Here is a 24,283-nt window from a genome sequence, read left to right as displayed (position 1 = left end):
TTATGCCTTAAATGACTCGACTGAACGCAACATCCCCAGATTGGAGTAATAAAAGCCCAAACAAACCGAGGATGATGCCACCGGCTAAGGCTAGGTAATGGGGGGATTTGGAATGGTTATGGTGATGGTGTTTATCACCAAATAAACGCCCACTTAGCTTCTTCCCGCCTAAAGTCATCATTGCTATCGTTGAGGTGGTTAAGCAGGTACCGAATGCCATTAAAAGGGCACTTAGCACTCCAACCCAATAAACACCCACCATATTTGCAAACAATAAAATCATGATAGCCCCAGTGCACGGGCGAATACCTATTGTAAAGATTAAGCTGATGATCTCTTTCCAGTTGTCTGCAAACTTTGGGGCGTGGTGGTGGCAGCACTGATGAGGCTTCCTTAGCTTCTTGACTGAACGATAAATCATAACAACGCCGAACAATAATACGCAGAAGTAGCTCACCATCATCGCAGATTCAGCTTTGGCATGAACATCACGCATAGAGGCTTTGTATAACCAAAGCAGGACTGAAACCATCGCAATCGCCACCAAAGCTTGCAGTAACGAAGACAATATAGTGATGATTAAGCTTGTTTTTGCTTGTGTGGGCTTAGCGACAAGGTACGTTGTTACGATGACTTTTCCGTGTCCCGGACCTAAAGAGTGAAGAATGCCATACACCAAACTGACGACAGAAAAAGTCCACAAAGCGCCTTCTCGTTTTTCTTGAATATCATAAAGAAGATCGCTGAGTTGACCGTTGAAATCTCTTTGAATTTGGATGCTTTTGAGTACTAGGGTTGGCCAGCTTAACCACAGTTGATAACTCACGATAAGTATCAAGCCAAGTACGGCCCACTTCGAATACGGCTTTATGGCGAGCGCGTAAGGTTTGAGAGACGATAGAGAAGACTTAAAAGGAGAATGCATCATCGAATTAACCCTCGCAACGAATGTAAGTGTGCTGGGTAAACAGTTGTCCAAGCGTGTTATCAGGGTCTGCATCGGCGGGGAGCGAAAGTGCATACGCCATTTGTTCCGATGTTGGGGAGGGCTCAACGAGTTCAACCGAGCATTGTTGTTCTAAATTTGCACTTAGCTGAATAGCGCTTTTTTCCTTCCAACTCATGTCAACGTAATAACTGGGCTCAAAAATCATGAGCTTTAATGACTTGCCTAACGTGTCTTTTACCCGAGTTAATGGCAGCTTAAAGTGAAGAGTCAGCTTCCCTCTATGATGAGTGAAATGTGCGTCTAATACTTCTTTGTAGCGAATGGGTTCGTCGGCTTCAAAGAAGTAGGTGAAGTAATGTTCATAGAGCATGTTATCGATAACAGACATGGCTAATTGCTTAAGTGTCTGTTCACGAACTGGCTCAGACATGTCCTCGCCATCTAACATATAAGCAGTGGTCATGGCATCAAAAGTCCACTCCATGGAGAATCCGGAAATTTTGGTGCCCTCGCCAAGTACGGTCGTTTTCATATCGACCCAAGAATGAGGATGAGCGTGCGAGAGTGACGTGGAGAGAAAAATCAGGAATAGGCAGCAAGCATATTTACACGCTTGCTGCGCGATGTTCATCATTAGCATGAGACTTGGTTTTATATTAAATTTCAGCCAAGACTATGACAATTGTTATAAAATAACAATAGAGGAGTTATACACAAACCACTGAACCTAGCATCTTGAGGTGGTTTGAGTATAGATGAGCTACACCAACTCTTTTTTTGCTACGATATTTGAGAAAAGTGTCATTCTTTCACCGTTGTTTAGGTGAGTGGTACAGGCTACACGGAGCAAAGACGCAAAATTCTTGATTTCGCCGCGCTTTTCTAACACTTCTTTGTAAATCTGCGTAACAAAAGCACCGATAGATAATTCGGATTTTTTGGCAATATCTTCAATGATTTGCCAAAAAATGGCTTCAAGTCTAATACTGGTTACTACGCCATCAATTCGGATTGAGCGAGTTTTTAATTCAAAAAGTTCTTCTTCCGCTCCGGAGTATATTTCACACATGATCGTCTCCCGTCTGTGAGATGGTTATCTAGCTAGAATCTTTAAGATTCCCAAAGCAAGCCAGTTCCTAAGCTTCCTGCAAAGGTGACCTTCTGCCAATTTCTGTCGTTGTGTGTCCGATGATAAAGCAAAAACAGCCAGAAAAAAGCCTGGCTGTAGATTTGAAATGTTAAGTACGCCGCGTAATCAACGCATAGCCCACCTTTTTGATGATTATTTTTGTGAGATAACAACGCTTTATTAATTACAGCACTTGTTTACACGCTATTTATATCTGTGATCAATTGGATTTATATTCTTGACTAAAGATCAACAGACCCAAATCAGTCACAACCATCAAAGGTTAGTAGCTCCCAATTACAGAGCTCCGAACTACAGAAGCTTGTTTAACTGTGCTAGCCATGCAGGGTGCGCTGGCCATGCTGGTGCAGTGACCAATTTGCCATCTGTGTAGGCTTCGTCCATGCCGATGTCTTGGTATTGACCGCCAGCAGCCGTTACTTCAGGTGCGCATGCTGGGTAAGCCGACACACCTTTACCTTCAATCACATTGGCGGCAGTAAGAAGCTGTGCACCGTGGCAGATTGCGGCAATCGGTTTGTCTTGCTGGTGGAAAGCTTGAATGAGAGAGAGCACTGCTGGGTTCAGTCTTAAGTATTCAGGCGCTCTACCACCTGGAATAACAAGGGCGTCGTAATCGGCAGCATCGGAAGCGGCAAAAGAAGCGTTTAGCGCAAAGTTGTGCCCTGGTTTTTCGGTGTATGTTTGGTCGCCTTCAAAATCGTGAATGGCGGTTTTGATGGTTTCGCCTGCTTCTTTATCAGGGCAAACGGCATCCACGGTGTGACCAACCATTTGTAGAGCTTGAAAAGGAACCATGATTTCATAGTCTTCAACGAAATCACCTGCAAGTAGAAGTATCTTAGCCATGTTATTTTCCTCTTAATTGGTAGGAGCTATTCTCACAAAATCTATGCTGAAAAAAGACGGTTCGATTAAACATACGAGGTCTTTAGTTCAGGTCGTGTATTCAGGATTGCTGATGAAAGAGATGGATAGGTAATAGCTGGATACTACAGGCGAGATGTCACTCACAATGTCGTTTTCTTGTTGCGGATTTGTTATTTCAAAAGTATGGATTTTAAACTAAGTCGTCCCCGAGTTTCATAAGATAAGCGCCGCAGGTCAGTATGCTGCCTGCCGAATTTCCCGCATACATAACCGCCTTTCTTTGGTCTAGAGCAGCCTAGCCTGCCGCCAATTTTGGACAGCTCTTCACTCGCCTTCGCAGTTACTCATTTTCGTTGTTGCAATGAATCGTTGCTTGGTCTTTTCCTTGATGCTTTGAGGCATAAAGAGAGCGGTCTGCGTGGCGAACCATTGTATTGAAATTGGATTGCGTTTGCCCGAAGTAGCCGCCAATACTAACGGTAATAGGAAGTGAAAGGTCGCTGTGTGGCATGGCTTTAATTTGATGGCGTATTTTTTCTGCCAGTTCTTCGAGTTCTTCGACCGAACACGATGGATGAAAAATCATAAACTCCTCTCCCCCCCATCGACACAAGGATGAGATATTAGGCAGTACATTACTGATTCGGTTCACTATGGAGATCAACACATCATCGCCAACCAAGTGTCCATAGGTATCGTTAACAGGCTTAAAATTATCTATATCTAAGATCAGTAGTCCAACGTCACATTTACTGTTCACATATCCTGGATAGGCGCTGTTCAATTCATCGAAAAAACCGCGTCGGTTCTGAATTTTTGTGAGTGGGTCAATACGCATGAGTCGCTGATTTCTGCGAAAGGCTACATAAAGGAAGTAAGCACTAAAACTGAGAACCATTCCCATGAGTAAAAGCGTCCACACCGTCATAGAGTGTTTGATGCCCTTGTCTCGAAGTTGATCTCTACTGACGAAATGCACGAGATCAAGTTCATTTGGAACCACTGTGCGCCACAAATAAAATCCATTTTTATCTTCGATCCAATTCATACCATCAGAAGGGGAAGGAAAGTCGATCTTATCACCCACGGAAAAATCCGTCATCGATGAAACAATGTGGCGATTTTCGTCAATCAAGAAGGATTGCCCAACCGAACTGCTGACTTGCAGTAAATCAACCAAGCTACTTATCCCAACATCTATGGCGACGACGCCAATAAATTCATCGTGTACCCAGATTGGATCGGTGATGGTCACCATGAGCCCCTGACCGCCTCCATCATTGTACAAATCAGACACAAACTGCTTACCATATGGGTTCACAGAAGGCAGGGCCTGTAACCAAAAGGGGCGTTCAAAATCGGCTTCGCTGACTTGGAATTCTGCCACCGGAAGCTCTGGAGAAAGGAACAGGTATTTGTTTGCGGAAATGTAGTAAGACCAAATAGCGACACCAAGTTCACGGACCAATGTGCTGATTTGTTCATTCAAAGACAATACTGCCGTCATTTCAAAGCGTTGTTTATCGTTACTTGGTTTGAAAGGCTCCAACATTGTCAGCGTCCCTTTGAGTTTTGACGCCTTGTTGGGATGATCAAAAGCCGACAGACCATAGATGTCGAATTCGGGGAAATACTCAATACTGTTGATCCACTGCGGCAGGTTAATTTTCCCTTCTTCCGCAAAATGGTAAGAATGGATCATGGTGTTTCTAAGTCCAGTATTGTGAGCAGAAATAAGCTTAAAGTATTGTTCGAATAGCCCCGCACGAACATTTACCGTATTAACCGAGTCGCGTCTAAGCTCATCTATTTCAGATTCGTAGTAAATAAAACCGACTACAGCGAGCAGTGCTGAAAAAAGAGCAGGAATGTATAAGCTTTTCTTCATTAAACTGATGTCCGCTGATGGTTTGATATTGGGTTTGGAGTTATTCTAAATTTAGCCGAAACAAGCAAGCTTCTCCATCTTAGTCCCTGATTTCTGACAAAATGACTCAGCTTTACGCGATAACCGTTTGGTTGCGGCCCATTTTCTTTGCTTCATAAAGTGCCATATCGGCATTTTTCATAATATCGTCGACTTGAACATCAGGGGAACTAACAGTTAAACCAATGCTGACCGTTACCGTGAGTGATTTGGTGCTGTGTTGATTTTTTGCGATGGCAAGGTGAATTTTTTCTGCAACCCAGTGTGCACGGTCGAGGCTAGTGTCTTGCAAAAGCACCACAAACTCTTCACCACCCCAGCGACAGGTTACTGACGATTGGCTCGCGACTTTTTTAATAGCAGAGGCAATGGAGCGGAGTACTTCATCGCCGACACTGTGACCAAAGTTATCGTTAATCTTCTTGAAATGGTCAATGTCGATTACCAGTAAACCGCAATTCTGTTGGTTGCGCAGAGATTGCTGGAATATAGGCTGAATGAAAGAATAAAAGCCACGTCGGTTATAGAGCCCCGTTAAAGGGTCAACCAACATAAGTTGCTTGTTTTTCTTCGCGGAGACATAGGTAAAGAAAGACAAAATACTCAGTACACAACCCACCATCAATAAAGACCAAACTGTCGATGACGCTTTCATTGCTTCTAGTAGCAACGTGGTCTTTTTCAAACGATGAACTAAAAAGAGTTCTTTACTAATTGTCGGTGTGCAGTAAAACCAACCTTCATTCGATTCTTTCCAGCTTTGCCCAGTATCTGAGACCAAAATGGGCAGTTTGTCTCCCAGAGAAAATGCACTTAAGCTCGCCGTCAATTGTAGATTTTCATCAACTAAATAGGAATCACCGGGTGCTTTGCCCACTTTTAGCAAAGAAGTCATGAGATCCATTCCAATATCTATCGCAACAATGCCAAGGAACTCGTCTCCGCGATACACAGGATCGGAAATAGTTATCATCATTCCTTGCCCTGCGGCATCATCATACAGCTCAGTAACAACCTGTTTTCGTTCAGGGTTGCTTTTGGGCAATAAGCTGGTCCAAAAAGGCTTTTCATACAAAATATCACTGAACTGGAAGGATTCGACGGGGAGTTTTGGTGAAAGGAACAGAAAACGATTCTTTGATAAGTAATACGCCCAAACCGTCATTTTTAGGTCATCGATAACGGTACCCGCTTGTTCATTGATGGACAAAACGGCGGCAATCTCTTCAGCAATGGGGTCAGTAGATGATTGGATGGGTACATCCATCGTTAGGGTGCCTTTAAGCCAATTCCCTAATTTTGGTTGATCAAACGCTGAGAGAGCATAGGTGTTGTATTCAGGGTAGTAAGTGATTTCTTTAATCAAATCTGCCCGAGCTTTTAGAATCGATTTCTGTTGAACATCCAATTCAATTGAGTTTTTCATGGCTGTGTTTTTCGCAGACATCAATCGAACATACAGGCGTAGCAAGTTCGAGCGTACTTCCAAAGTGGACAACGTTGTCTGGCGAATATTTTCAGCCTGATAGTGAAAGTGAGACAGACCAAGGGCCAGAAATACTACTATGAGAGCAATTGGATAAAGGGTAAGTTTCGACATCAGAGTTTCTTGTTATATTGCCCTTAGGTTTGATAGGGGAATTAGGGTGGAAAGCGATCTGGATTCATGCATTTAGGCTGAATTTAAGTCATTCACCAAGTTACTGATAGATCATACCGGACCTAAGTACTATACGAGTTTGATTTTTAACTGATAGTTTTGCTATTACATGGGAGGGTTGAGCCACAAATACAAATGTTTAGGGTTTGGTTAAGCAGTAGTACTTAAGATTGCTTGGATTTTTGTATTGTTAACTTCTTCTTTGTTGATATTTAGAGCTGCATTTTTATGTTTTATCGGATGTATCGATCTGTAGTACTTATTGTATATGTCTTTAGGTTATATGTGTTCTGATTCACTTAGCTAGACCTGACTCAGACCTGAGACGAAATTGTTGTGCTTTGCAATAAAAGAGGAAATGAACCTCATGGTTTATTGCTGTTTTTACATTCTAGCTATTGCTGTAACTTGTAAATAAACCTGACCAATTCCTGTTTGGTTTAATTTCAAATTAAAGGCAGTGAGGATTGGTTCCCCCTCTTAGGTTAACCCCATATCACGCTTCGATATGGGGTCTATTTTCCTTTTCTTCTTCTCTGTGAGCTTTGTTTTGATGGCCGCACGGTTAGTGATGATTAGTGATCCAGATACAAGTAACTTTGCCAGCTCTTCATTCGGATAAGAACTTTGCGCATTACTGAAACGTGAGTAAAGCTGTCTGAGTAAACGGCTATCTCTGCATTGCTCCCCATTGGAAGGTGATAGGCAGAAAGATCGTCTGTGATTTTGAGCTTCACTAACGCGCGTCCGTTGTTTTTCAGCGCGCTTGAATTAAGCAGCGAACCAGAGGCTTGTACCTGCCCTTCACCAATCGCAGGGATCACTTCGACTACCTCACCTCGAAAAACTTTTCCGGGTAATGCTCGGAATAAAAACTCTGCCTCGAAGCCAGCTTGTAAGCGTTGCAAGGAATTTTGCCTGAACGCACCTACGTAAAACTCATCTTCAGTGTGAACAAATGTCATGACAGGTCGCTAGGGTAGCGGTACCGCCATCATGCCAGGGCGAAGAGCTAACTGCGTGACATAGCCGTCTGTCGGGGCTCTGACAATGGTTTCATCCAAATTGAACTGTGCTTGAGCTAACTCGGCTTTCACACGAGCAATGAGAGTGTTCTCGCCATCTATCTCCGATTTGTAGGCTAATTCTGCCTGTTTTACTTTTGCCAGAGAGGCTTCATAACTGGCCGTTGCTGCTTTAAAGGACTGGCGACGCGTATCGAGTTGTTGCTCAGTAAATGCGCCTTTTTTGAACCCTTTGTTGTATCTTTGGAATTCTCTTTCTGCTTTGTCTTTGTCAGCCAGTGCTTTTATGGAAGCGGCTTGAGATTCTTTGAAAACAGAGGCTAGTTGCAAAACGGTTTGTTCTGCTTCCGCAAGAGCAGATTGCCGCCGCACGACTTCTGCTTCGAACAATGTCGGGTCAATCTTAAACAGTGGATCACCCTTTTTCAGTGGTGTATTTGCCTTGGCAGACACTTCCACTACTTTTCCTTGAACACTAGGAACGACCGGTGTAGTGGTGTAGTACTGGCCACCGTATTGAGTGAATGGGTGATTGTAATTCATGAGAAGAATCAAGGTGCCAATGAGTAAAACGCCACCGAGAACAGCCGTTGGAACCGTCCACTTGTTTAATGGAATCTTGAAAATTTTAAAGATGGCGATACACAGAGCGGCGTATGTCATTATCAATAGTAAATCCATTACGCGTCTCCCTTCTGTGCTTCTTGATTTTGGGGAGCAGCCTTCGTCACCTTGAGCTCTGCGAGTTCTTTTTGCAGTTCCGCTACCTGATCGATAAGAACATCGACTCTGTGGTGGATATCCTGTTGCTCCTCCTCAAGTTTATGGAATCCCCAACCACGTTCTTTACGCCAAAGCGTTGCCCAAATCCATAAGAAAGGCCAAATCGCATGTAATGTAAATAAACTGACCCAACCAGAAACATGAATGGCGTCTTGGTGAGGGTGGTCTCGCTCTTTGGCGATTTCGTAAGGAATGTCGTGAATGACAATGATCCCGTAAAAAATGACTAGGGCGACAAATATAAGCAGTCCTAAGGCGAAATAATCAAGAAACATAAAACCTTGTCCTTCTGGTTTCTTTAAAGAAGAGAAAAGCGAATAGTGATGTGAGCGCAGCATAATGATATGACGTAACAGACTCTAATATATCGTTAGATTCATATGCAGACCAAGTATAATTGAAGCGCATCAAGAGAGGTGTGAGCCAAATGGTGTTAGCGCGTGGAATGTGCGACCATTTTGTTTGAACGTCACAAATAAGGATGTGAAGTGGATTACATTGGTGAGGCTTCAGCGATTGGGGCTGCAATTGTTTGGGCAATAGCAACATGGATATATGGTCAGTTCAGCCATCAGTTTTCTGCCATGCAATTGAATATTGTTAAAGGTGTGATTGCGTCTGCCATGATGTTGGTGGTGATCCCGTTTATGCCGATGCCTGATGATGGATGGTCAATGGAAACGGGACACTTTGTTATTTTGGCGGTATCCGGTGTTGTAGGTATTGCAATAGGTGACAGTGCTTATTTTGCTGCACTTAAACGCATCGGGGCAAACAAGACTCTACTGTTAGAGTCGCTTGCTCCACCGTTGTCGGGTGTTCTTGCGTTAGTGGCTCTCGGATCAGAGCTGAGTATGCAAAGCTGGCTAGGCGTGGTTGTGACCACGGCGGCGGTCACTTTTGTTGTTATTAACCCTTCTAGTGCAGACCAAAAAGCATCAATGGCTGGGATTGGTTTTGGGCTTTTGGCGAGCGTATGCCAAGCAAGTGGTGTGGTTATTTCCCACTACGCCTTAGTCGCAGGGGATATACCACCACTATGGGGAGCCCTTATCCGATTGAGCATTGGTGTTGCAGCTGTCGCTATGGTGATTCGACTATTGGAACCTCAACCTTTCTCTGGCATTAAACGTCATTGGAAAGGGATGAATGGTAAGCAGCACACAAAGTTACTTCTTGCCATTTTTGTTGGAACATTCTTAGCACTTTGGCTTCAACAAATCGCGCTGAAGAACGCTAACCCAGCCATTGCCCAAACACTGATTGCAACCAGCCCGCTGTTTATATTGTTTATTTATGCATGGAATGGCGAGCGTGTATCTTCTACCAGCGTGATAGGTACGTTGGCAGCCGTCGGCGGGGTTTCATTGTTTTTCCTATAATTCATTTTTAATGACTCAATGAATCGGGGTAAACAACGTTGCGCTGATAGGGTCATGTAAAAAAGCCATCCTAATCAATAGAGGATGGCTTTTCAGTGACTGAGATTGATTGGGAAATTAAACCTCGTAGCAGACTTGGTTTCGACCTTTCGCTTTGGCTCGATACAGCGCTTTATCCGCGCGGTAGAAGGTACGTTGTGTGTTTTCACCTTCTCTGTGGTTGGTGACGCCTACGCTCACTGTTAGCCCACGTTCACCCAATATATCGTGCCAGCCGAACTGGAAAATACGCTCTCGATAGTGCTCGGCATGCAACACGGCTTGGTCGACATTGGTATTTTCAAGGATCACCAAGAATTCTTCACCCCCAAATCGTACACAAGACGCGCCGCGGAATCGGAAGTGCGCAGCCAATTCATGAGATACATTCACAATGGCTTTGTCGCCGACTAAGTGGCTAAGTTCATCATTGATCGATTTAAAGTGATCAATATCGATGACCATCAAAGTGAATGGGGTTTCATGCAGCAGGAGATCTTTGAGCTTCACATCGAGCCAGCGTCGGTTGTGCAAGCTGGTTAATGGATCGGTAAAGACGTCTTGCTGCAATTGCGCCACTTTGTCTTTCTGAGTTTCAGTGGTCTCTTTTAATTCTTTGTTTTCTTGCTCTGAAAGAATCAATTTAAGCTGGAGTTCAAAGCGAGATAAGCGACGAAGCTGGAAACCTGCCAAGTCACTGATTGGGATATTTTTGACCAAATCCGTCCCAATTCTGAACGCTTTCTTTTCGAAGGCGAGGGCTTGCTTGAAATCTTTTTGCGACGCAAACACATCGCTGAGTGATTCATACAAGCTTTTCAGCAATACGGGGGAGTTATTCAGTTTGATGCGCTTGACCGCAGAATTGAGTGTGTATTCTGCAAGATCTGTTCTTCCGATAGCGTTCAAGCTTCTGGCCAGCTCCAGACGCATCATATTTGAAAGCCAGTAAGCACTAACGTTGTTTAACGAATAACGCGCCTTGGCCAAAACTTCTAACGCTTCGTGGTACAGCTTCTGTTTCCGAAGAATTCGTGCTTGGTAAAGAATGATTTGCCCGGCCAGTACCTTGTCAGAAACCAGAATACTGAGTTCTTCACATTCTTTAAGCAGTTCGTTGGCATTCGCAACACGACCTAATGAGATTAGGCAAGATACCGTATACAGCTTGCATCTTAAACGCAGCGAACGGCTACTGATGGCGTGGTCTATGCCATTGATTTTTTGGTAATACTTGAGCGCCCGAGCATGGTCGCCGTAGGCGTCACACAAATTACCCATGCCGAGTACGGCAATTACATAGTAATCAATATGACCAAACTCGACGGAAATATTCGATAATTCCACACACTCTTTCAAAGAGAGGGCGTAGTCCCCATTTTCATAAAGGCGATCAGACAAAGCGGCTTTAATGGTAAGAATGTCTTCGACATCTCGAGGAAGTGACAGTAAGGCAACTGCCTCACGGAGTTCATCCAAACTGGCTTTGGGTTGGTTTAGCTTCGCTCTATACTCGGAGCTGATCAAAAAGCAATGCGAGCGTTCAAGGTTTGTTGTCGCGATGTGCTGACGAACGTGATCCCAAAAAATGATGGCATCTTCACCCGTAACGGAAGCCGGATCCAACCCAGCCTCAGAGACTTTGCTTAGTAACGCTTCCATTAGCATGCTCCGTTTCAGTGGATTTTTCGACCAGTTGATCGAGCGTGAATGGGAACGTCAAAATATCATGCAGTGACGTTTTTGGTGATTCGCCTTTTAAGCCCCGACGATCCCATGGGTACATAGAAATCATCTGGCTGACGACATCAAACAGCTTATTGGCTTCATCACCTTTCTCAGAAATTAGCATGCCAACACGAGATTCATCGAGTTGAGAAATCAAGTCACTCCTTCCACATAAACAATGGGCAAGCTCAATACAGATTTCTAAGTAATTACTGTCTTCGTGCTGAATCATAATGACCGCGTGATTGGACTTTTTCAGCTCTGACTTAAACAGAACCATTTGTTCCCACCAGTAGGTTTCAGACACGACATTAGAAAAGCGTTTTTCGCGGTTAAATTCGATTTGCCCACGAATGCGATTAATTAATTTACGTGCACGTTGTTCGAGCTGCCTTTTCGAGCCTCGCGCTTTGTCCATACCCAGTCGATTCGTTTGCTCTTTTAGCATATGAATGGAATAGCGACGGTATTTTTTAAATGCTTGAAGGGCTTGCTCAAAATCAGCGCTTTCTTCAGCGACGACCGATTGCTGAAAACATATTTGAGACAGCAATTCGCCATTATCGAATGGTTTCGCGGCTTCTTCAGCTTGCTGTAAAAGCTCCCCTGCAATTTTGAAGTCTTTACGTATCAGCTCTAACCTGGCGCGGCTAATAAATGAGTGCGCTTTCATCCAAGTCAAGTCGTGCTTTACGGCAAGCGTGTGCGCTTCCATTGTTGAGCTTTCGGCGTCTTCTAAACGTTCTAAACCAATCAGCGCCAACCCACGGAAATCGCATATTTCGGCCCGCCAAGTTGGGTCTTGGTGGTATTTTAGAGCCTCTTCTGCGCCATCCAATACCGAGAGCATTTCAACGTAATTGTTCAGTAGGTAGTAATCCCATGCCAGCAAGATTCTCGCTTTTCCTTCCAGCCAGTCAATACGAGCGTTGTTCGCCACTTTAACGGCCAGTTCATGGGTTGATTTTGCGAGATGAATGTCTTCAGTAATTCGCCAGACATTGCCTAATCCGATAAGAGATTCAATTTCAATAGTGGATTCACCAACTAAGGCTGACTGCTCTAGTGCGTTGATCCAATATTGCTGGGCGGAATAATATTTGGCTTGCCCCCAAAATTGTAGGGCATGAATGTGGAGAATTTCAGGGAGATAGTTATCGTTGTCTAATCGGTTTTGACCCGTTAGCGCTTCTTTGATTGCCTTCATGCCTTTCTGGTAGCTCATTAAGCTCCAGTGGCAACGTGAAATCACGATGTACGCTTGGATAACCCCTTCGTGATAGAGGATTTGCTCTGCACGAGCCAAACATTGTTTCGCCTGCAGCAATACCCCTTCGGGTTCACTTTCAATTCGAGCGCGTAGTTGCTCTAGCTCATTCTCAATTAATATCTGGGCTTTATCCAATGTTTAGTCCAAGCAGTTACGTGTCTTAGTTTCAACTTTGTTATTATATTGTGCGCTCAATAAGAATGGCACTACCAATACAATGATAATAGCCACATTTTCTCAATGAAGTACAACATTTGTGGCAGTTTACCGTTTATCTCACTGATAAATGTGTCAGATTTTCACTGATTATCCAAATCAGGACAACAAAGTTCGTAATGTAAGAGGTTTGTCTGCCAGTCTAAGAAGCTGTGCTGGCGTCATACCGTTCTTGTCTTGGTAGCACAAATTGTGCCAAGCACGGAAAATGTCCAACAAAGGAAGCAAACCACCTGGGCGTAATTTGCGGCGAGGTTCGTTAATGAAGCTTTCAAATAATAGTTGAAAACGTTGCTGGTAATATTGCGTTTGCGTAGTGGTAGCAAGGTTTAGCCAGTGTTGGTGATCGGCATTATCGCCGGCTAGATAACAAATGCCTTTTGCGCGACTGTCGTTATTTTGAATTGCCCACCGATCGCGCCACCATCCCATATGGACGATGTCAATTTTTTGAGCAATCGTGCCTTCTTGTTCGCTGCTGTCTTCTTCTACGTACATCAAGTCAATATTATGGCGCTGTATTCTCGGTAGACAAACCGACAACGCTGCTGAGCGCAAAATTGGGTCTTGCGGCATAAATATCGACACGCGTTTTTCATCCTCACACATATTTAAAACGTGCAGGTAGTGTGCATACGAGGTGTAAGGAGGGCGAATCAATGCGCCTTTCGACGGATAATTGAATTTCAGTAGATTTCCCATCGGGTCTTCTACGTTACCGCGCGCTAAAATTTCTTGGTACTTGTTGTCGATTTTTTCACGTAGTGAGCTTGCGCGGCGAGTGACGGCCTCAAAAGACTCTGGTTGGTATTCTTTAGAAACAAACCTAGCAGGGACTTGATAGGGGTTGTGATCAATATTGCCTTGCGGCTCTTCATCAAACGAGTAGTTGACGTGTTGTGACAGCACATAGCCTGAGTCAGCATCAGTGGTGACTATCCAAAATACGCCATTTTGGCTGTGTGGCTGAAGTACTGTGTAATGTGAAGAGAGATGGTATTGCTCGGCATGATTCATCCAGCGAGCATCAAACATCGCTAACTTACGTCGGCATCGGCTTGCGATTTGATCCACGTGATCGTAGAACGTTTTAGGGTTGATTTCGAGCTTACGGCAGATTTCACGTACCGAATAGCCAGTGAACAAATACCCGAGTAAGTGCTCTTGGAATTCAATCTTGGCATTGCTGCCAGACCATTTATCCACGAACGTCGATTGACAACATTTGCAACGATAGCGTTGCCTATCACCGCTGTAACCGAAGGCATGGTATAGGTGTTTGTGGGTATGGACGGTTTTGCCAGCATTTTCACAATTGGGGTTACGACACGCCGGCAAACCGTCACTATGCACGGCTCTAAGCCTGCTCAGTTCGTTAAGAACCTCGCGATTATTAAGTAAGGGGGGGAAAGCACCACACTCACGGCACACCATCGCTGGACGTTTAGGGTTTGCATGCTGCAAAACATACCGATTTGCATCACTCAATCCAAAGTTGTCACACGCCAATGTTTTACAAAAGTTGAGTTGCAACCCATCTGCATCCTTTGGCAGTTTGCCGTCTGACACGATCGCCCCCTCGGGAATAAACTGGGCTACCAGCAAAACTGGCAGCAATAAATTACAGGTTAATTGCTGTTTCTAGCGCAACGGTCATCATGTCGTTGAACGACTTCTGACGATCTTCTGCTGAAAGCTTCTCACCGCGAATGATGTGGTCAGATACGGTTAATATGGTCAGCGCTTTAGCACCAAGCTCCGCCGCGACACCATAAATTCCCGCCGCTTCCATATCCACGCCTAAGATGCCTAGCTTTTCCATTTTTTCGAAAATATCGGCTTCTGGTGTGTAGAAAAGGTCGGCAGAAAATACGTTACCCACTTTTACTGGAACATTGTTCGCGCGCGCTTGTTTAACCGCTTCTTCCAATAGTCCGTAGTCAGCAACGGCTGCAAAGTCGTGGTTTGCAAAACGAATGCGGTTTACTTTTGAGTCGGTAGAAGCGCCCATACCGATAACCACGTCCATTAGGTTCACATCATCTTTTACTGCACCGCAGCTACCGATACGGATAATGTTTTTCACACCGTATTCAGAAATCAACTCGTGGGTGTAGATACAAGCAGAAGGAATACCCATTCCATGGCCCATTACCGATACTTTTTTACCTTTATAAGTACCAGTAAAACCAAACATGTTTCGTACATCACAAACTTGCTTTGCATCTTCTAGGAAGTTTTCAGCAATGAACTTAGCGCGTAACGGGTCGCCCGGCATTAGAACCGTTTCTGCGAAATCGCCTGCTTGTGCGTTGATGTGTGGGGTTGCCATAGTGATACTCTCCAAAGTGAGTTTTGGTAATTCGCAGGAATTGATGCGAAAACAATTACCAAATCTGTTGAACAGGGGTTACTTCTTGACAGCAATACTAGCCCTGCGAGTAGTCATCCCTTGAGAGCTTTGTCACAAAAAATCCTAAATTTTCTCAAAAATGGAATGTTGATAACGAAATCTGTTGAAAGCGGGAATGCAATCGATTTGCTGGTGGGCAAAGTAAGTGTTTTCTTTCTTTTGAGCTCAAGACTTGAGTACGTCATGTCTCTTTTAACAATCCTTTAAATCTTACTGAACAAATTATCAACAACGCGCTTGATTATTGACCATTTATTCAGTAACGTAATTTGAGTTAAACGTTTTACAGTAGATAAATAAAGGCTTCGATTAGTAAATAAGGGCTGTAGTTGCATGAAGAAACCTTCAATTCGAGAAGTGGCAAAACTGGCGGGAGTCTCTACAGCGACAGTCTCTAACGTGTTTTCTGGAAAGAAACCCGTTAACAAGGATCTTAAAGAGCGTGTTCAAAACGCTGCGGAGTCGCTGGGGTATCAAGTAAACCGAGTGGCATCTCAGTTACGCTCCCAGCACAACAAAGTGGTTACTGTACTGGTTCCGAACATTACCGATACATTTTTTGCCACCATAGTGACCTTATTGGAAAGTTTCGCTTACGAGCAAGGCTACGACGTGATTGTCGCAAGTGCTCATGACCAAACGGATATTGAACAATCGCGTATTCGGACATTGTTGAGCTGGCACCCAGCGGGGATGATTGTGGTCCCATGCTCGGGAAACCTTCCACAAATATTGATCGATAAAGCCGATGCTTGCCCCGTTGTGCTGGTAGACCGTGTCGCAGTAGATGAATCGGCACTCGATTCCATCACCATTAATAATCGAGACTCTGGTGAAATGGCGTGTCGTTACTTACTAGAGGCAGGGCATGAGAAAATTCTGACCATCGCATCCGATCTGTCTTTTCCTCCAATAAATGAACGTGTTGAAGGTGGAAAACAAGCTGTTGCGGCTCTGCTAGAAAATACAAATAGCGCGACTCATGATGTTATTGAAATTGGCGCCGACCTTGATGCCGGAGCCGTAAAAGTCGGGGAGTGGTTAGACGCAAACTCTCACCCAACTGCCATTTTTTCTCTCACCAACGTGACTACCCTCAGTACGCTCACTGCCTTGGCAGAACGCAACATCAAGGTAGGAGAGGATATTTCGCTACTGGTATTCGATGATTATGCTTGGATGTCGGCAAGAAGCGTAAGTTTAACGGCGGTGCGTCAGCCTGTTGAAGCAATCGCCAAACACGCGTGGGATAGGTTGATGTTGAGAATCAACGGAGATGCCGAGCAAAACGTGAAGCTATCAACGGTATTAGAAGCTGAATTGATAGAGCGAGCGTCGGTATTGAATTTTACGACAGAAAAATGATCGAATGTGCCACCTAAATACACTGGTATTTAAAGTGAATCTCGGTGATTTAACGCAAATCTCGGGTATTTAAAGCGAATCTGAGTAATTTAAATGAGTAGTAATGATCAAATAAAAGCAGAAAGAAGGAACGAAAATGTAGAACAAACTTACATGGAAATAGACTTTACCAAAGAAAATCGACCCTACACTTTCGCTGGTTGTTAGAACTTAGGACAGTTCTAAAGTCTTTGTTTGTTGCAGCAAACAGAAGACTTTTGCACTTTAGTATACCCAAGTTTTAAAAGCAATACGGTGGAGGGATAAAGGAACAGCGGCTGTCGGACGGCTGCTGAGGGTACAGCTGTACCTGACATATCTTAAATGGAGTATTAACTATGAAATCCTTAGCCACGAAACTGTTAGCGAGCAAGCTGAAATCGGCAAGCAAACTGAGTGTTTCAGCCGCGTTGTTTGTCTCTTTAGGTGCGGTATCTGCGCAAAGTATTGCTGCCCCTCTGGTTGCATTTCTTATGCCCGACCAAGCCTCAACTCGCTATGAAGAGCATGATTATCCCGGCTTTAAGGCGGCGATGAGCGAGCTCTGTTCAGATTGTAAAGTGATCTACCAAAATGCGAATGCGGATGTTGCGTTGCAACAGCAGCAGTTCAACTCTGTGATTACCCAAGATGCAAAAGTGATTGTATTGGATCCGGTGGACTCAAGCGCCGCTGCATCATTAGTTGGGTTGGCGCAAAGCCAAGGAATAAAGGTCATTGCGTATGATAGACCAATCCCAGATAGAGCCGCGGACTACTATGTTTCGTTCGACAATCAAGGCATAGGTAAAGCCATTGCCGATAGCTTGGTTGAGCATTTACGAATCAATAAAGTGTCGAAAGATTCAGGCGGTATATTGCAAATTAATGGCTCACCGACGGATGCTGCAGCGGGTCTTATCCGAGATGGGATCGATCAAGGGCTAGACGGCAGTGAATACAGCACGTTAGCTGAATACGCGACACCAAATTGGGCACCACCAAAAGCGCAGTCTTGGGCAAGTGGTCAAATTAACCGTTTTGGTTCGAAAATCATTGGTGTTGTTGCGGCGAATGACGGCACCGGAGGCGGTGCGATAGCCGCGTTTAAAGCAGCGGGGGTCGATCCTGTACCACCTGTTACGGGGAACGACGCGACATTGGCAGCGCTTCAATTGATCATTTCTGGCGATCAATACAACACCATCTCCAAACCTTCTGAAATTGTGGCGGCAGCGGCAGCAAAAGTCGCGGTATCCATGTTGAACGGCGAAACACCGAAAGCCAAAACAACACTCTACAACACGCCATCTGAGCTATTTGTCCCTGAAGTGGTCACACGCGGCAACATCAAAAAGATCATTTTTGATTCCGGTATTGCCTCTGCTGATGACGTTTGTACTGGTCGCTACCTAGCGGGCTGTAAAGAATTGGGAATTAAGTAACGCTTTGCCCTCAAACTGGTCTCTTGAACCAGTTTGAGCATGAGTGCCACCAGCCTTTTGGTGGCGTGGCACTCTTTTATCAGACTTTTCATTATGTTTTAAGGTCTGAACTCAAAGCGTTAATGGCGAGCGCTTTACTGCCTAATGCTCGAGATAAGAATCTGCGTATCGGTGGAAAGCGATAAACGAACAACGTTAAACGAAAAGTGTTGAATAAAAAACGCTTTGACTGGAGTGAGTTTTATGGCGTCGGATGGTTCACCTCAAGAACAAGTCCAAAAGCAATCAAACCAAACAGAATTGGATTCCAAAGAAGGCATTCAGCCGATTTTAAGCCTGCGTAATGTGTCCAAGAATTTTGGTGCGGTCGCCGCATTAACCAACATCGACCTTGATGTTTACCCTGGTGAAGTGGTGGCGCTGGTTGGGGACAACGGGGCGGGAAAATCGACCCTGATTAAGATCCTTGCCGGTGCGCATGCACTAAGCTCAGGCGCGATTGCGTTTGAAGGTAAAGACGTGGAATTCAAGAAACCAAGCGATGCGCTAGAGCTTGGAATTGCGACTGTTTTCCAAGATTTAGCCTTGTGTGAAAACCTCGATGTGGTTGCCAATATATTTTTGGGACAAGAGAGAAACAGCCTGAATCTTGATGAGACGGAAATGGAAGTCAGGTCTTGGCAATTACTCAATGAATTAGCCGCTCGAATACCCAGCGTGAGAGACGTGGTTGCCTCTTTGTCTGGCGGACAGCGTCAAACTGTGGCGATTGCTCGTTCGTTACTTCTCGACCCTAAAATTGTGATGTTGGATGAGCCCACGGCGGCATTGGGAGTAGCGCAAACAGCTGAGGTTTTGAACTTGGTCGAGCGAATAAAAGCCAAAGGGCTAGGAGTGATCATGATTTCCCACAACATGCAGGATGTGCGTGCCGTAGCCGATATAGTTGTGGTGCTACGGTTAGGGCAGAACAATGGGGTATTTAGAGCAGATGCATCCAATGAAGAGTTGATAGGAGCAATAACGGGCGCAACCGATAACGCAGCGATGGAGCGCGCGAATCGAATGGATAACGCGTCAACCGCAGTGGAGGAAAAGGTATGAATCATTCCTCTAATGTTACGCCGACTCGAAACCAATTACTGGATAGAAGTGATACCCGCGTTACTCACGCGGCTGGCTTGAGCGGATACATTCGCAAATTCATCGACCAGATAAAATCTGGAGATTTAGGCTCGTTACCCGTGGTGGTGGGGTTGATCCTTATTTGGGGGATCTTTACCTTCATCAATCCGATATTTTTATCGCCCAATAACCTCGTTAATTTACTTTTCGACAGTTCGACGGTCGGAATTATCGCCCTTGGTATTGTTTGCGTTTTGATGCTCGGTGAAATCGACCTATCTGTTGGCTCCATGAGTGGTGTCGGATCAGCGATTTTGGGTGTGCTTTGGGTAAACCAAGGTGTGCCTTTGGGCATCGCGATCGGAATAAGCTTATGTTTTGGTGCAATGGTGGGCTTTGCATACGCATCTTTAAGAAACAGTTTCGGTATGCCGAGTTTTGTTTCAACCCTTGCAGGATTGCTCGCGTTGCTTGGTTTACAACTCTATTTGCTGGGTTCCACTGGCTCTATCAACTTGCCGTACGGTTCTTCAATGGTGAATTTTGGGCAATTAATGGTGATGCCAGATTGGGTTTCCTACTCACTGTCTGTATTCGCTGGTGGCGTTATTGCTTTTTCTGAATGGACACTTAGGCGCAAACGCAAGTCGGCAAACCTTTCAGCCAAAAGCGCCAAGTTCATTTGGGTGAAAGCGTTGGTGGTCACGGTATTGTTACTCGCAGTGAGTGCCTACTTAAATCAGGGGCGCGGCATTCCATGGATGTTTGGTTTGTTTATTTTTCTCGTGGTCGCACTTAACTACGCGCTAACTCGCACCAAATGGGGGCGATACATGCTGGCGGTTGGCGGAAACGCAGAAGCCGCTCGCCGTGCCGGTATCAACGTGAAAGCCATCTACATTAGCGCCTTTGTAACCTGTTCTACGTTGGCGACGTTAGGGGGTGTACTTGCGGCAGCACGTTTGGCCTCTTCAAGCCAACAGGCAGGAACGGGCGATGTGAATCTCAATGCCATTGCTGCGGCTGTGATTGGCGGAACCAGCCTATTTGGTGGCCGTGGTTCGGCGTGGTCGGCGCTGCTTGGCATTATCGTCATTCAATCTATCGCGAGCGGTTTAACGCTGCTTAATCTCTCATCGGCGCATCGCTACATGATCACCGGTGCCGTTCTCGCTATCGCAGTGATTATCGATAGCCTTGCCCGCCGAAGCCGTGTTTCTCACGGTAAAGCGTAACGCCTCCAAACCGGTACTTATGAAAACTGGTAACGATGAATAAGGAATAGAACCTATGAAAATGAACATTGAAGGAAAGGTTTACGCGATTACAGGTGCGGCATCAGGAATTGGATTAGCTTGCGCAAAAGCGTTGATTGACGAGGGAGCAACCGTTGTTCTGATTGATAGAAGCAAAGATGGTTTAGAAAAAGCCTGCGAAGATTTGGGTACGTTGGCTCTGCCATTGGAGGTGGATCTGATGGATTCGCATCAAGTTTCGGGCATGCTCGACGGCATTTTAGCGCTGACCAATGGACAGCTCGATGGGTTTCATGCCAATGCGGGTTCGTATGTTGGGGGAATCTTTGCCGAAGGGGATCCGGATGAATGGGATCGCATGTTGAATCTCAATATCAACGCAGTATTTCGATCTGTTAAAGCGGTGCTGCCGCATTTAATCGAGCAAAAATGTGGTGATATTGTTGTGACCAGTTCGATAGCTGGGTTTATTCCTGTGGTTTACGAACCTATTTACACCGCGTCGAAACACGCCATTCAGGCTTTTGTGCATTCGCTACGACGCCAACTGATCCCTCACTCTATACGCGTAGGAGCGGTGGCTCCTGGGCCCGTTGTAACTGCCCTTCTGGATGACTGGCCAAAAGACAAGATGGAAGAAGCGTTAGCAAACGGCAGTTTAATGCAAGCTGAGGAGGTGGCGGACTCCATTGTCTTTATGCTGACGCGGTCGTCAGGGGTGACGGTTCGAGATTTGGTTATTCTACCCAATAGCGTAGAGCTCTAAGCGGATCGCACCGAGCGATGTGTGATAAACGGAGAGTAGTAAATGGGAGCAAGCAAAGTGCAAAGTACCGATAAATACGTGATTGGCGTGGACGTAGGAACAGGAAGCGCTCGTGCAGGTGTGTATGATCTCCAAGGAAAAGAGATCAGTACAGCAAAGTGCGATGTGCTGATGTTCAGCGATGAAAACGCAAGATACGAGCAATCATCCGATCAAATTTGGGATGCTGTGGGCAATTGCGTTCGCGCAGCGGTGAGTAAGGCGCGCATTGATAAACACCACGTGATTGGTATTTCATTTGATGCGACATGTTCTTTGGTTGTGATTGGCGATTACGACCAGCCCCTGCCTGTCGGTGCCCACAATCAATCAGACCGAAACGTGATTGTTTGGATGGATCAACGCGCCACGCCACAAGCCAAGCGCATCAATGAAAAAGGTCACTCGGTTCTTGACTATGTCGGCAATCGAATTTCGCCAGAAATGGAAACGCCAAAGTTGTTGTGGCTGAAAGAAAACCTGCCAGAAACGTATTCAAACGCAAAGCACTTCTTTGACCTGACGGACTTTCTGACATGGAAATCTAGCGGGTCGCTCTCACGCTCTATATGTACCACAGTATGCAAATGGACTTACCTAGCACACGAAAACCGCTGGGACGAGACGTATTTCAACCAATTCGGGTTAAATGAACTGACCAGTGACAACTTCGCCAAAATAGGGACCACTGTTGTTGCTCCGGGGACTTCGCTTGCACAAGGTTTAACGCAAGATGCTGCTGCGCACTTGGGGTTACCCGTCGGGGTTTCCGTTGCGGCAGGGTTGATTGATGCCCACGCTGGAGGCGTTGGTTCGGTCGGTGCGGTTAATGAACACGGTATTTCTGATCCAACGGCTAGCCTTGCGTATGTTTTTGGCACATCGGCTTGCACCATGACCACGTCTACAACCAAAACCTTGGTATCAGGCGTTTGGGGACCGTATTTTTCTGCGATGATCCCCGGAATGTGGCTGAATGAGGCAGGGCAGTCTGCTGCAGGTGCCGCGATGGATCATTTGATTCAGTCGCATCCAGCTTTCACAGAACTTAAAGCTATGGCGCAAATACAAAGTTGTACGCCAGTTCAATATTTATCCTCGCAGGCGAAAGCGCTTTGCCCATCACTCAGCGATGCTGTTTTTCTCGCCAAAGGGCTGCATGTTCTTCCTGAATTTCTTGGGAATAGAGCGCCTCACGCCGATCCAGATGCTCGCGGGGCGATATTAGGGCTTGATATGGACGATTCGATCGAGAGCTTAGTTAAATTGTATGTGGCGGGGCTATGTGGTTTAGCGTATGGGTTGAAACAGATCATTGATGCACAGTCGGCAGAAGGCATTCAAGTTAGGCAGGTAGTCGTGAGTGGTGGTGCGGGGCAAGATCCACTTATTCGTCAAATTTTGGCCGACGCAACAGAGCTTCCGGTTGTTGCACCTGTTGCAAGTGAGCCTGTGATACTCGGTAGCGCCATTATGGCTGCGGTTGCGGCTGGTGCATTTAATGACGTGTTCGAAGCAATGGAAACCATGTCGCATTTCGGCGAGCAATATTCCACTGCGGCAGAAGAAGTGGTGAATATACACCGTCAGCGTTATGCGGCTTTCATTGAAATTCAAGAAGTGAACAAAAAATTTAGAGAAATTTAAAGCGTTATAAATACATCATGTTCATACCATTTATATTATTAATATCAATGAATTAAGTCGAAATATTTAGAGCGGTTTTACAGCGAAGCAATAAACGATACAAAATTATTTTTTGTATCGATGTGATCGAAATGCTATAGATTCTTGTACAAGAAAAATAATTGTACAAAACATCCACCCAACCTGGTTAACCAACTCAGTGATCCAGCTGATGTGGTTAGGGAGAAAACTATGGCAGCGAATGAAATTAAAATTGGTGTAAGTTCGTGTGTAATCGGAGAGAAAGTACGTTTCGACTCTGGACACAAAATTAATAACTTTTTAACGAAAGACTTTTCGGAGTACGTCAGTTTTGTTCCCGTCTGCCCTGAGGTTGGAATAGGGCTACCAGTGCCGCGCCCTACCATTCGTCTCATTAGTAATGAAGAACGAGTTGCTCTTGTTGAAACAAAGAACCCTGACCAAGAGTACACGGATCGCATGATGGATTTTTCAAAAAGCAAAGTTGAAGAATTGATCCCTGAGAACCTATGCGGCTATGTCGTTTGTGCAAAATCTCCAACTTGTGGGATGGAGCGAGTTAAGGTGTACAAGAAAAACAGCGCCGACAAAAATGGCATTGGGCTTTACACCAAAGTACTAATGGAAAAAATGCCGTGGCTCCCTGTTGAAGAAGATGGGCGCTTGCACGATCAGTTCTTAAAAGAAAATTTCATTGCGCGAGTTTACGCTCTGCATGATTTTTACCAATCTATGGATGGAAAACCGACGCCTGGGAAAATCGTTAAGTTTCATTCACGCTACAAACTCAGCTTAATGGCGCATCACCCTGAATCTTATCGCTCCATTGGTCGTCTGGTTGCTAACATTAAGCATTACGATTCCGAAGCGTTTTATATTCAATATCGTAACGAATTCATGAATGCGCTTAAGCACCGCGCAAGTCGCAAAAACACCACCAATGTTTTGATGCACCTTCAGGGCTATTTCAAACGCGATCTGAATGGAAACCAAAAGAAAGAATTGGCGGATACTATTCATGAATATCGCCAAGGTTTGTTACCTTTGCTTGCTCCGTTAACACTGATCAAACACTACCTGAATTCGTACCCAGACCAATACTTAGAAACTCAACGATTTTTAGACCCATATCCACAAGAACTGAGATTAAGATATGGGCTGTGAGAACCTTAATTATGAAAACCTTTAA

The 24,283-nt window shown here is 45.1% G+C and carries 19 protein-coding genes and 1 pseudogene; 8 read left to right on the top strand and 12 right to left on the bottom strand.

Annotated features, from left to right (window positions below):
• Positions 1–7: 7 nt before the first annotated feature.
• From LDO37_RS27625 to LDO37_RS27590, 8 genes and pseudogenes are all read right to left on the bottom strand, one after another.
• Positions 8–928, bottom strand: coding sequence for a nickel/cobalt transporter (locus LDO37_RS27625; protein ID WP_224055642.1), 921 nt, complete (start codon positions 926–928; stop codon positions 8–10).
• Between the two features lie 4 nt (positions 929–932).
• The gene (locus tag LDO37_RS27620) at positions 933–1,580 is read right to left on the bottom strand and encodes a DUF1007 family protein (protein WP_126609694.1); all 648 of its coding nucleotides are present in this window, start codon (positions 1,578–1,580) and stop codon (positions 933–935) included.
• A 129-nt stretch (positions 1,581–1,709) separates the two neighbouring features.
• Positions 1,710–2,018: a ribbon-helix-helix domain-containing protein gene (locus tag LDO37_RS27615; protein ID WP_101111662.1), complete on the bottom strand. Its 309-nt coding sequence runs from the start codon at positions 2,016–2,018 to the stop codon at positions 1,710–1,712.
• Positions 2,019–2,390: 372 nt separating this feature from the next.
• The gene (locus tag LDO37_RS27610; RefSeq protein WP_126609679.1) at positions 2,391–2,948 is read right to left on the bottom strand and encodes a DJ-1/PfpI family protein; all 558 of its coding nucleotides are present in this window, start codon (positions 2,946–2,948) and stop codon (positions 2,391–2,393) included.
• Positions 2,949–3,309: 361 nt separating this feature from the next.
• Entirely contained in the window at positions 3,310–4,857 is a 1,548-nt protein-coding gene (locus LDO37_RS27605) for a sensor domain-containing diguanylate cyclase (RefSeq protein WP_126609680.1), read from the bottom strand.
• Between the two features lie 112 nt (positions 4,858–4,969).
• The gene (locus LDO37_RS27600) at positions 4,970–6,496 is read right to left on the bottom strand and encodes a sensor domain-containing diguanylate cyclase (RefSeq protein WP_126609681.1); all 1,527 of its coding nucleotides are present in this window, start codon (positions 6,494–6,496) and stop codon (positions 4,970–4,972) included.
• A 635-nt stretch (positions 6,497–7,131) separates the two neighbouring features.
• Positions 7,132–8,262 (bottom strand): annotated as a pseudogene (locus tag LDO37_RS27595) (HlyD family secretion protein).
• Positions 8,262–8,639, bottom strand: coding sequence for a DUF3302 domain-containing protein (locus tag LDO37_RS27590; RefSeq protein WP_126609682.1), 378 nt, complete (start codon positions 8,637–8,639; stop codon positions 8,262–8,264). Before LDO37_RS27590 ends, LDO37_RS27595 begins: the two are co-directional and overlap by 1 nt.
• A gap of 213 nt (positions 8,640–8,852) precedes the next feature.
• Here LDO37_RS27590 and LDO37_RS27585 point away from each other — a divergent pair, with 213 nt between their 5' ends.
• Positions 8,853–9,746 (top strand): DMT family transporter, encoded by an 894-nt coding sequence (locus tag LDO37_RS27585; RefSeq protein WP_126609683.1) that lies wholly within the window; start codon positions 8,853–8,855, stop codon positions 9,744–9,746.
• Positions 9,747–9,863: 117 nt separating this feature from the next.
• Here LDO37_RS27585 and LDO37_RS27580 read toward each other — a convergent pair whose 3' ends face one another.
• From LDO37_RS27580 to deoD, 4 genes are all read right to left on the bottom strand, one after another.
• Entirely contained in the window at positions 9,864–11,447 is a 1,584-nt protein-coding gene (locus tag LDO37_RS27580; RefSeq protein ID WP_101111654.1) for a GGDEF domain-containing protein, read from the bottom strand.
• Positions 11,419–12,918 carry a hypothetical protein gene (locus LDO37_RS27575; protein ID WP_126609684.1) on the bottom strand — a complete coding sequence of 500 codons (1,500 nt, stop codon included), beginning with the start codon at positions 12,916–12,918 and terminating at the stop codon, positions 11,419–11,421. The genes LDO37_RS27580 and LDO37_RS27575 overlap by 29 nt, the downstream gene beginning before the upstream one ends.
• Before the next feature lie 180 nt (positions 12,919–13,098).
• Entirely contained in the window at positions 13,099–14,568 is a 1,470-nt protein-coding gene (locus LDO37_RS27570) for an IS1 family transposase (protein ID WP_126609685.1), read from the bottom strand.
• A gap of 52 nt (positions 14,569–14,620) precedes the next feature.
• Positions 14,621–15,331, bottom strand: a complete 711-nt coding sequence (gene deoD, locus LDO37_RS27565) for a purine-nucleoside phosphorylase (RefSeq protein ID WP_126609686.1) — start codon at positions 15,329–15,331, stop codon at positions 14,621–14,623.
• Between the two features lie 414 nt (positions 15,332–15,745).
• On the opposite strand from deoD, the gene LDO37_RS27560 reads away from it, so the two are divergent.
• The 7 genes from LDO37_RS27560 to LDO37_RS27530 all read left to right on the top strand — a co-directional run bounded on the left by LDO37_RS27560 (position 15,746) and on the right by LDO37_RS27530 (position 24,258).
• Positions 15,746–16,777, top strand: coding sequence for a LacI family DNA-binding transcriptional regulator (locus LDO37_RS27560; RefSeq protein WP_126609687.1), 1,032 nt, complete (start codon positions 15,746–15,748; stop codon positions 16,775–16,777).
• Positions 16,778–17,154: 377 nt separating this feature from the next.
• On the top strand, positions 17,155–18,240 hold the full coding sequence (locus tag LDO37_RS27555; RefSeq protein WP_126609688.1) for an ABC transporter substrate-binding protein: 1,086 nt from the start codon (positions 17,155–17,157) through the stop codon (positions 18,238–18,240).
• 243 nt (positions 18,241–18,483) lie between these two features.
• Positions 18,484–19,344, top strand: coding sequence for an ATP-binding cassette domain-containing protein (locus LDO37_RS27550; RefSeq protein WP_126609689.1), 861 nt, complete (start codon positions 18,484–18,486; stop codon positions 19,342–19,344).
• Positions 19,341–20,600, top strand: a complete 1,260-nt coding sequence (locus tag LDO37_RS27545; RefSeq protein ID WP_126609690.1) for a sugar ABC transporter permease — start codon at positions 19,341–19,343, stop codon at positions 20,598–20,600. The genes LDO37_RS27550 and LDO37_RS27545 overlap by 4 nt, the downstream gene beginning before the upstream one ends.
• Before the next feature lie 55 nt (positions 20,601–20,655).
• Positions 20,656–21,387, top strand: coding sequence for an SDR family oxidoreductase (locus LDO37_RS27540; RefSeq protein ID WP_126609691.1), 732 nt, complete (start codon positions 20,656–20,658; stop codon positions 21,385–21,387).
• A 42-nt stretch (positions 21,388–21,429) separates the two neighbouring features.
• Positions 21,430–23,073, top strand: coding sequence for an FGGY-family carbohydrate kinase (locus LDO37_RS27535; RefSeq protein WP_126609692.1), 1,644 nt, complete (start codon positions 21,430–21,432; stop codon positions 23,071–23,073).
• Between the two features lie 231 nt (positions 23,074–23,304).
• Positions 23,305–24,258 carry a YbgA family protein gene (locus tag LDO37_RS27530; protein WP_101111644.1) on the top strand — a complete coding sequence of 318 codons (954 nt, stop codon included), beginning with the start codon at positions 23,305–23,307 and terminating at the stop codon, positions 24,256–24,258.
• Positions 24,259–24,283: the final 25 nt, after the last annotated feature.

The sequence above is a fragment of the Vibrio penaeicida genome, assembly GCF_019977755.1.
Lineage (GTDB): Bacteria > Pseudomonadota > Gammaproteobacteria > Enterobacterales > Vibrionaceae > Vibrio > Vibrio penaeicida.
Note: the sequence above shows the minus strand (reverse complement) of the source record. Positions and strands in the feature narration are given on the sequence as shown.

What these genes read in the sequence shown, in the direction of transcription:
- LDO37_RS27625 (WP_224055642.1), bottom strand. Translation starts at nt 928, where the DNA reads ATGATGCATTCTCCTTTTAAGTCTTCTCTATCGTCTCTCAAACCTTAC.
- LDO37_RS27620 (WP_126609694.1), bottom strand. Translation starts at nt 1,580, where the DNA reads ATGAACATCGCGCAGCAAGCGTGTAAATATGCTTGCTGCCTATTCCTG.
- LDO37_RS27615 (WP_101111662.1), bottom strand. Translation starts at nt 2,018, where the DNA reads ATGTGTGAAATATACTCCGGAGCGGAAGAAGAACTTTTTGAATTAAAA.
- LDO37_RS27610 (WP_126609679.1), bottom strand. Translation starts at nt 2,948, where the DNA reads ATGGCTAAGATACTTCTACTTGCAGGTGATTTCGTTGAAGACTATGAA.
- LDO37_RS27605 (WP_126609680.1), bottom strand. Translation starts at nt 4,857, where the DNA reads ATGAAGAAAAGCTTATACATTCCTGCTCTTTTTTCAGCACTGCTCGCT.
- LDO37_RS27600 (WP_126609681.1), bottom strand. Translation starts at nt 6,496, where the DNA reads ATGTCGAAACTTACCCTTTATCCAATTGCTCTCATAGTAGTATTTCTG.
- LDO37_RS27590 (WP_126609682.1), bottom strand. Translation starts at nt 8,639, where the DNA reads ATGTTTCTTGATTATTTCGCCTTAGGACTGCTTATATTTGTCGCCCTA.
- LDO37_RS27580 (WP_101111654.1), bottom strand. Translation starts at nt 11,447, where the DNA reads ATGGAAGCGTTACTAAGCAAAGTCTCTGAGGCTGGGTTGGATCCGGCT.
- deoD (WP_126609686.1), bottom strand. Translation starts at nt 15,331, where the DNA reads ATGGCAACCCCACACATCAACGCACAAGCAGGCGATTTCGCAGAAACG.
- LDO37_RS27560 (WP_126609687.1), top strand. Translation starts at nt 15,746, where the DNA reads ATGAAGAAACCTTCAATTCGAGAAGTGGCAAAACTGGCGGGAGTCTCT.
- LDO37_RS27555 (WP_126609688.1), top strand. Translation starts at nt 17,155, where the DNA reads ATGAAATCCTTAGCCACGAAACTGTTAGCGAGCAAGCTGAAATCGGCA.
- LDO37_RS27550 (WP_126609689.1), top strand. Translation starts at nt 18,484, where the DNA reads ATGGCGTCGGATGGTTCACCTCAAGAACAAGTCCAAAAGCAATCAAAC.
- LDO37_RS27545 (WP_126609690.1), top strand. Translation starts at nt 19,341, where the DNA reads ATGAATCATTCCTCTAATGTTACGCCGACTCGAAACCAATTACTGGAT.
- LDO37_RS27540 (WP_126609691.1), top strand. Translation starts at nt 20,656, where the DNA reads ATGAAAATGAACATTGAAGGAAAGGTTTACGCGATTACAGGTGCGGCA.
- LDO37_RS27535 (WP_126609692.1), top strand. Translation starts at nt 21,430, where the DNA reads ATGGGAGCAAGCAAAGTGCAAAGTACCGATAAATACGTGATTGGCGTG.
- LDO37_RS27530 (WP_101111644.1), top strand. Translation starts at nt 23,305, where the DNA reads ATGGCAGCGAATGAAATTAAAATTGGTGTAAGTTCGTGTGTAATCGGA.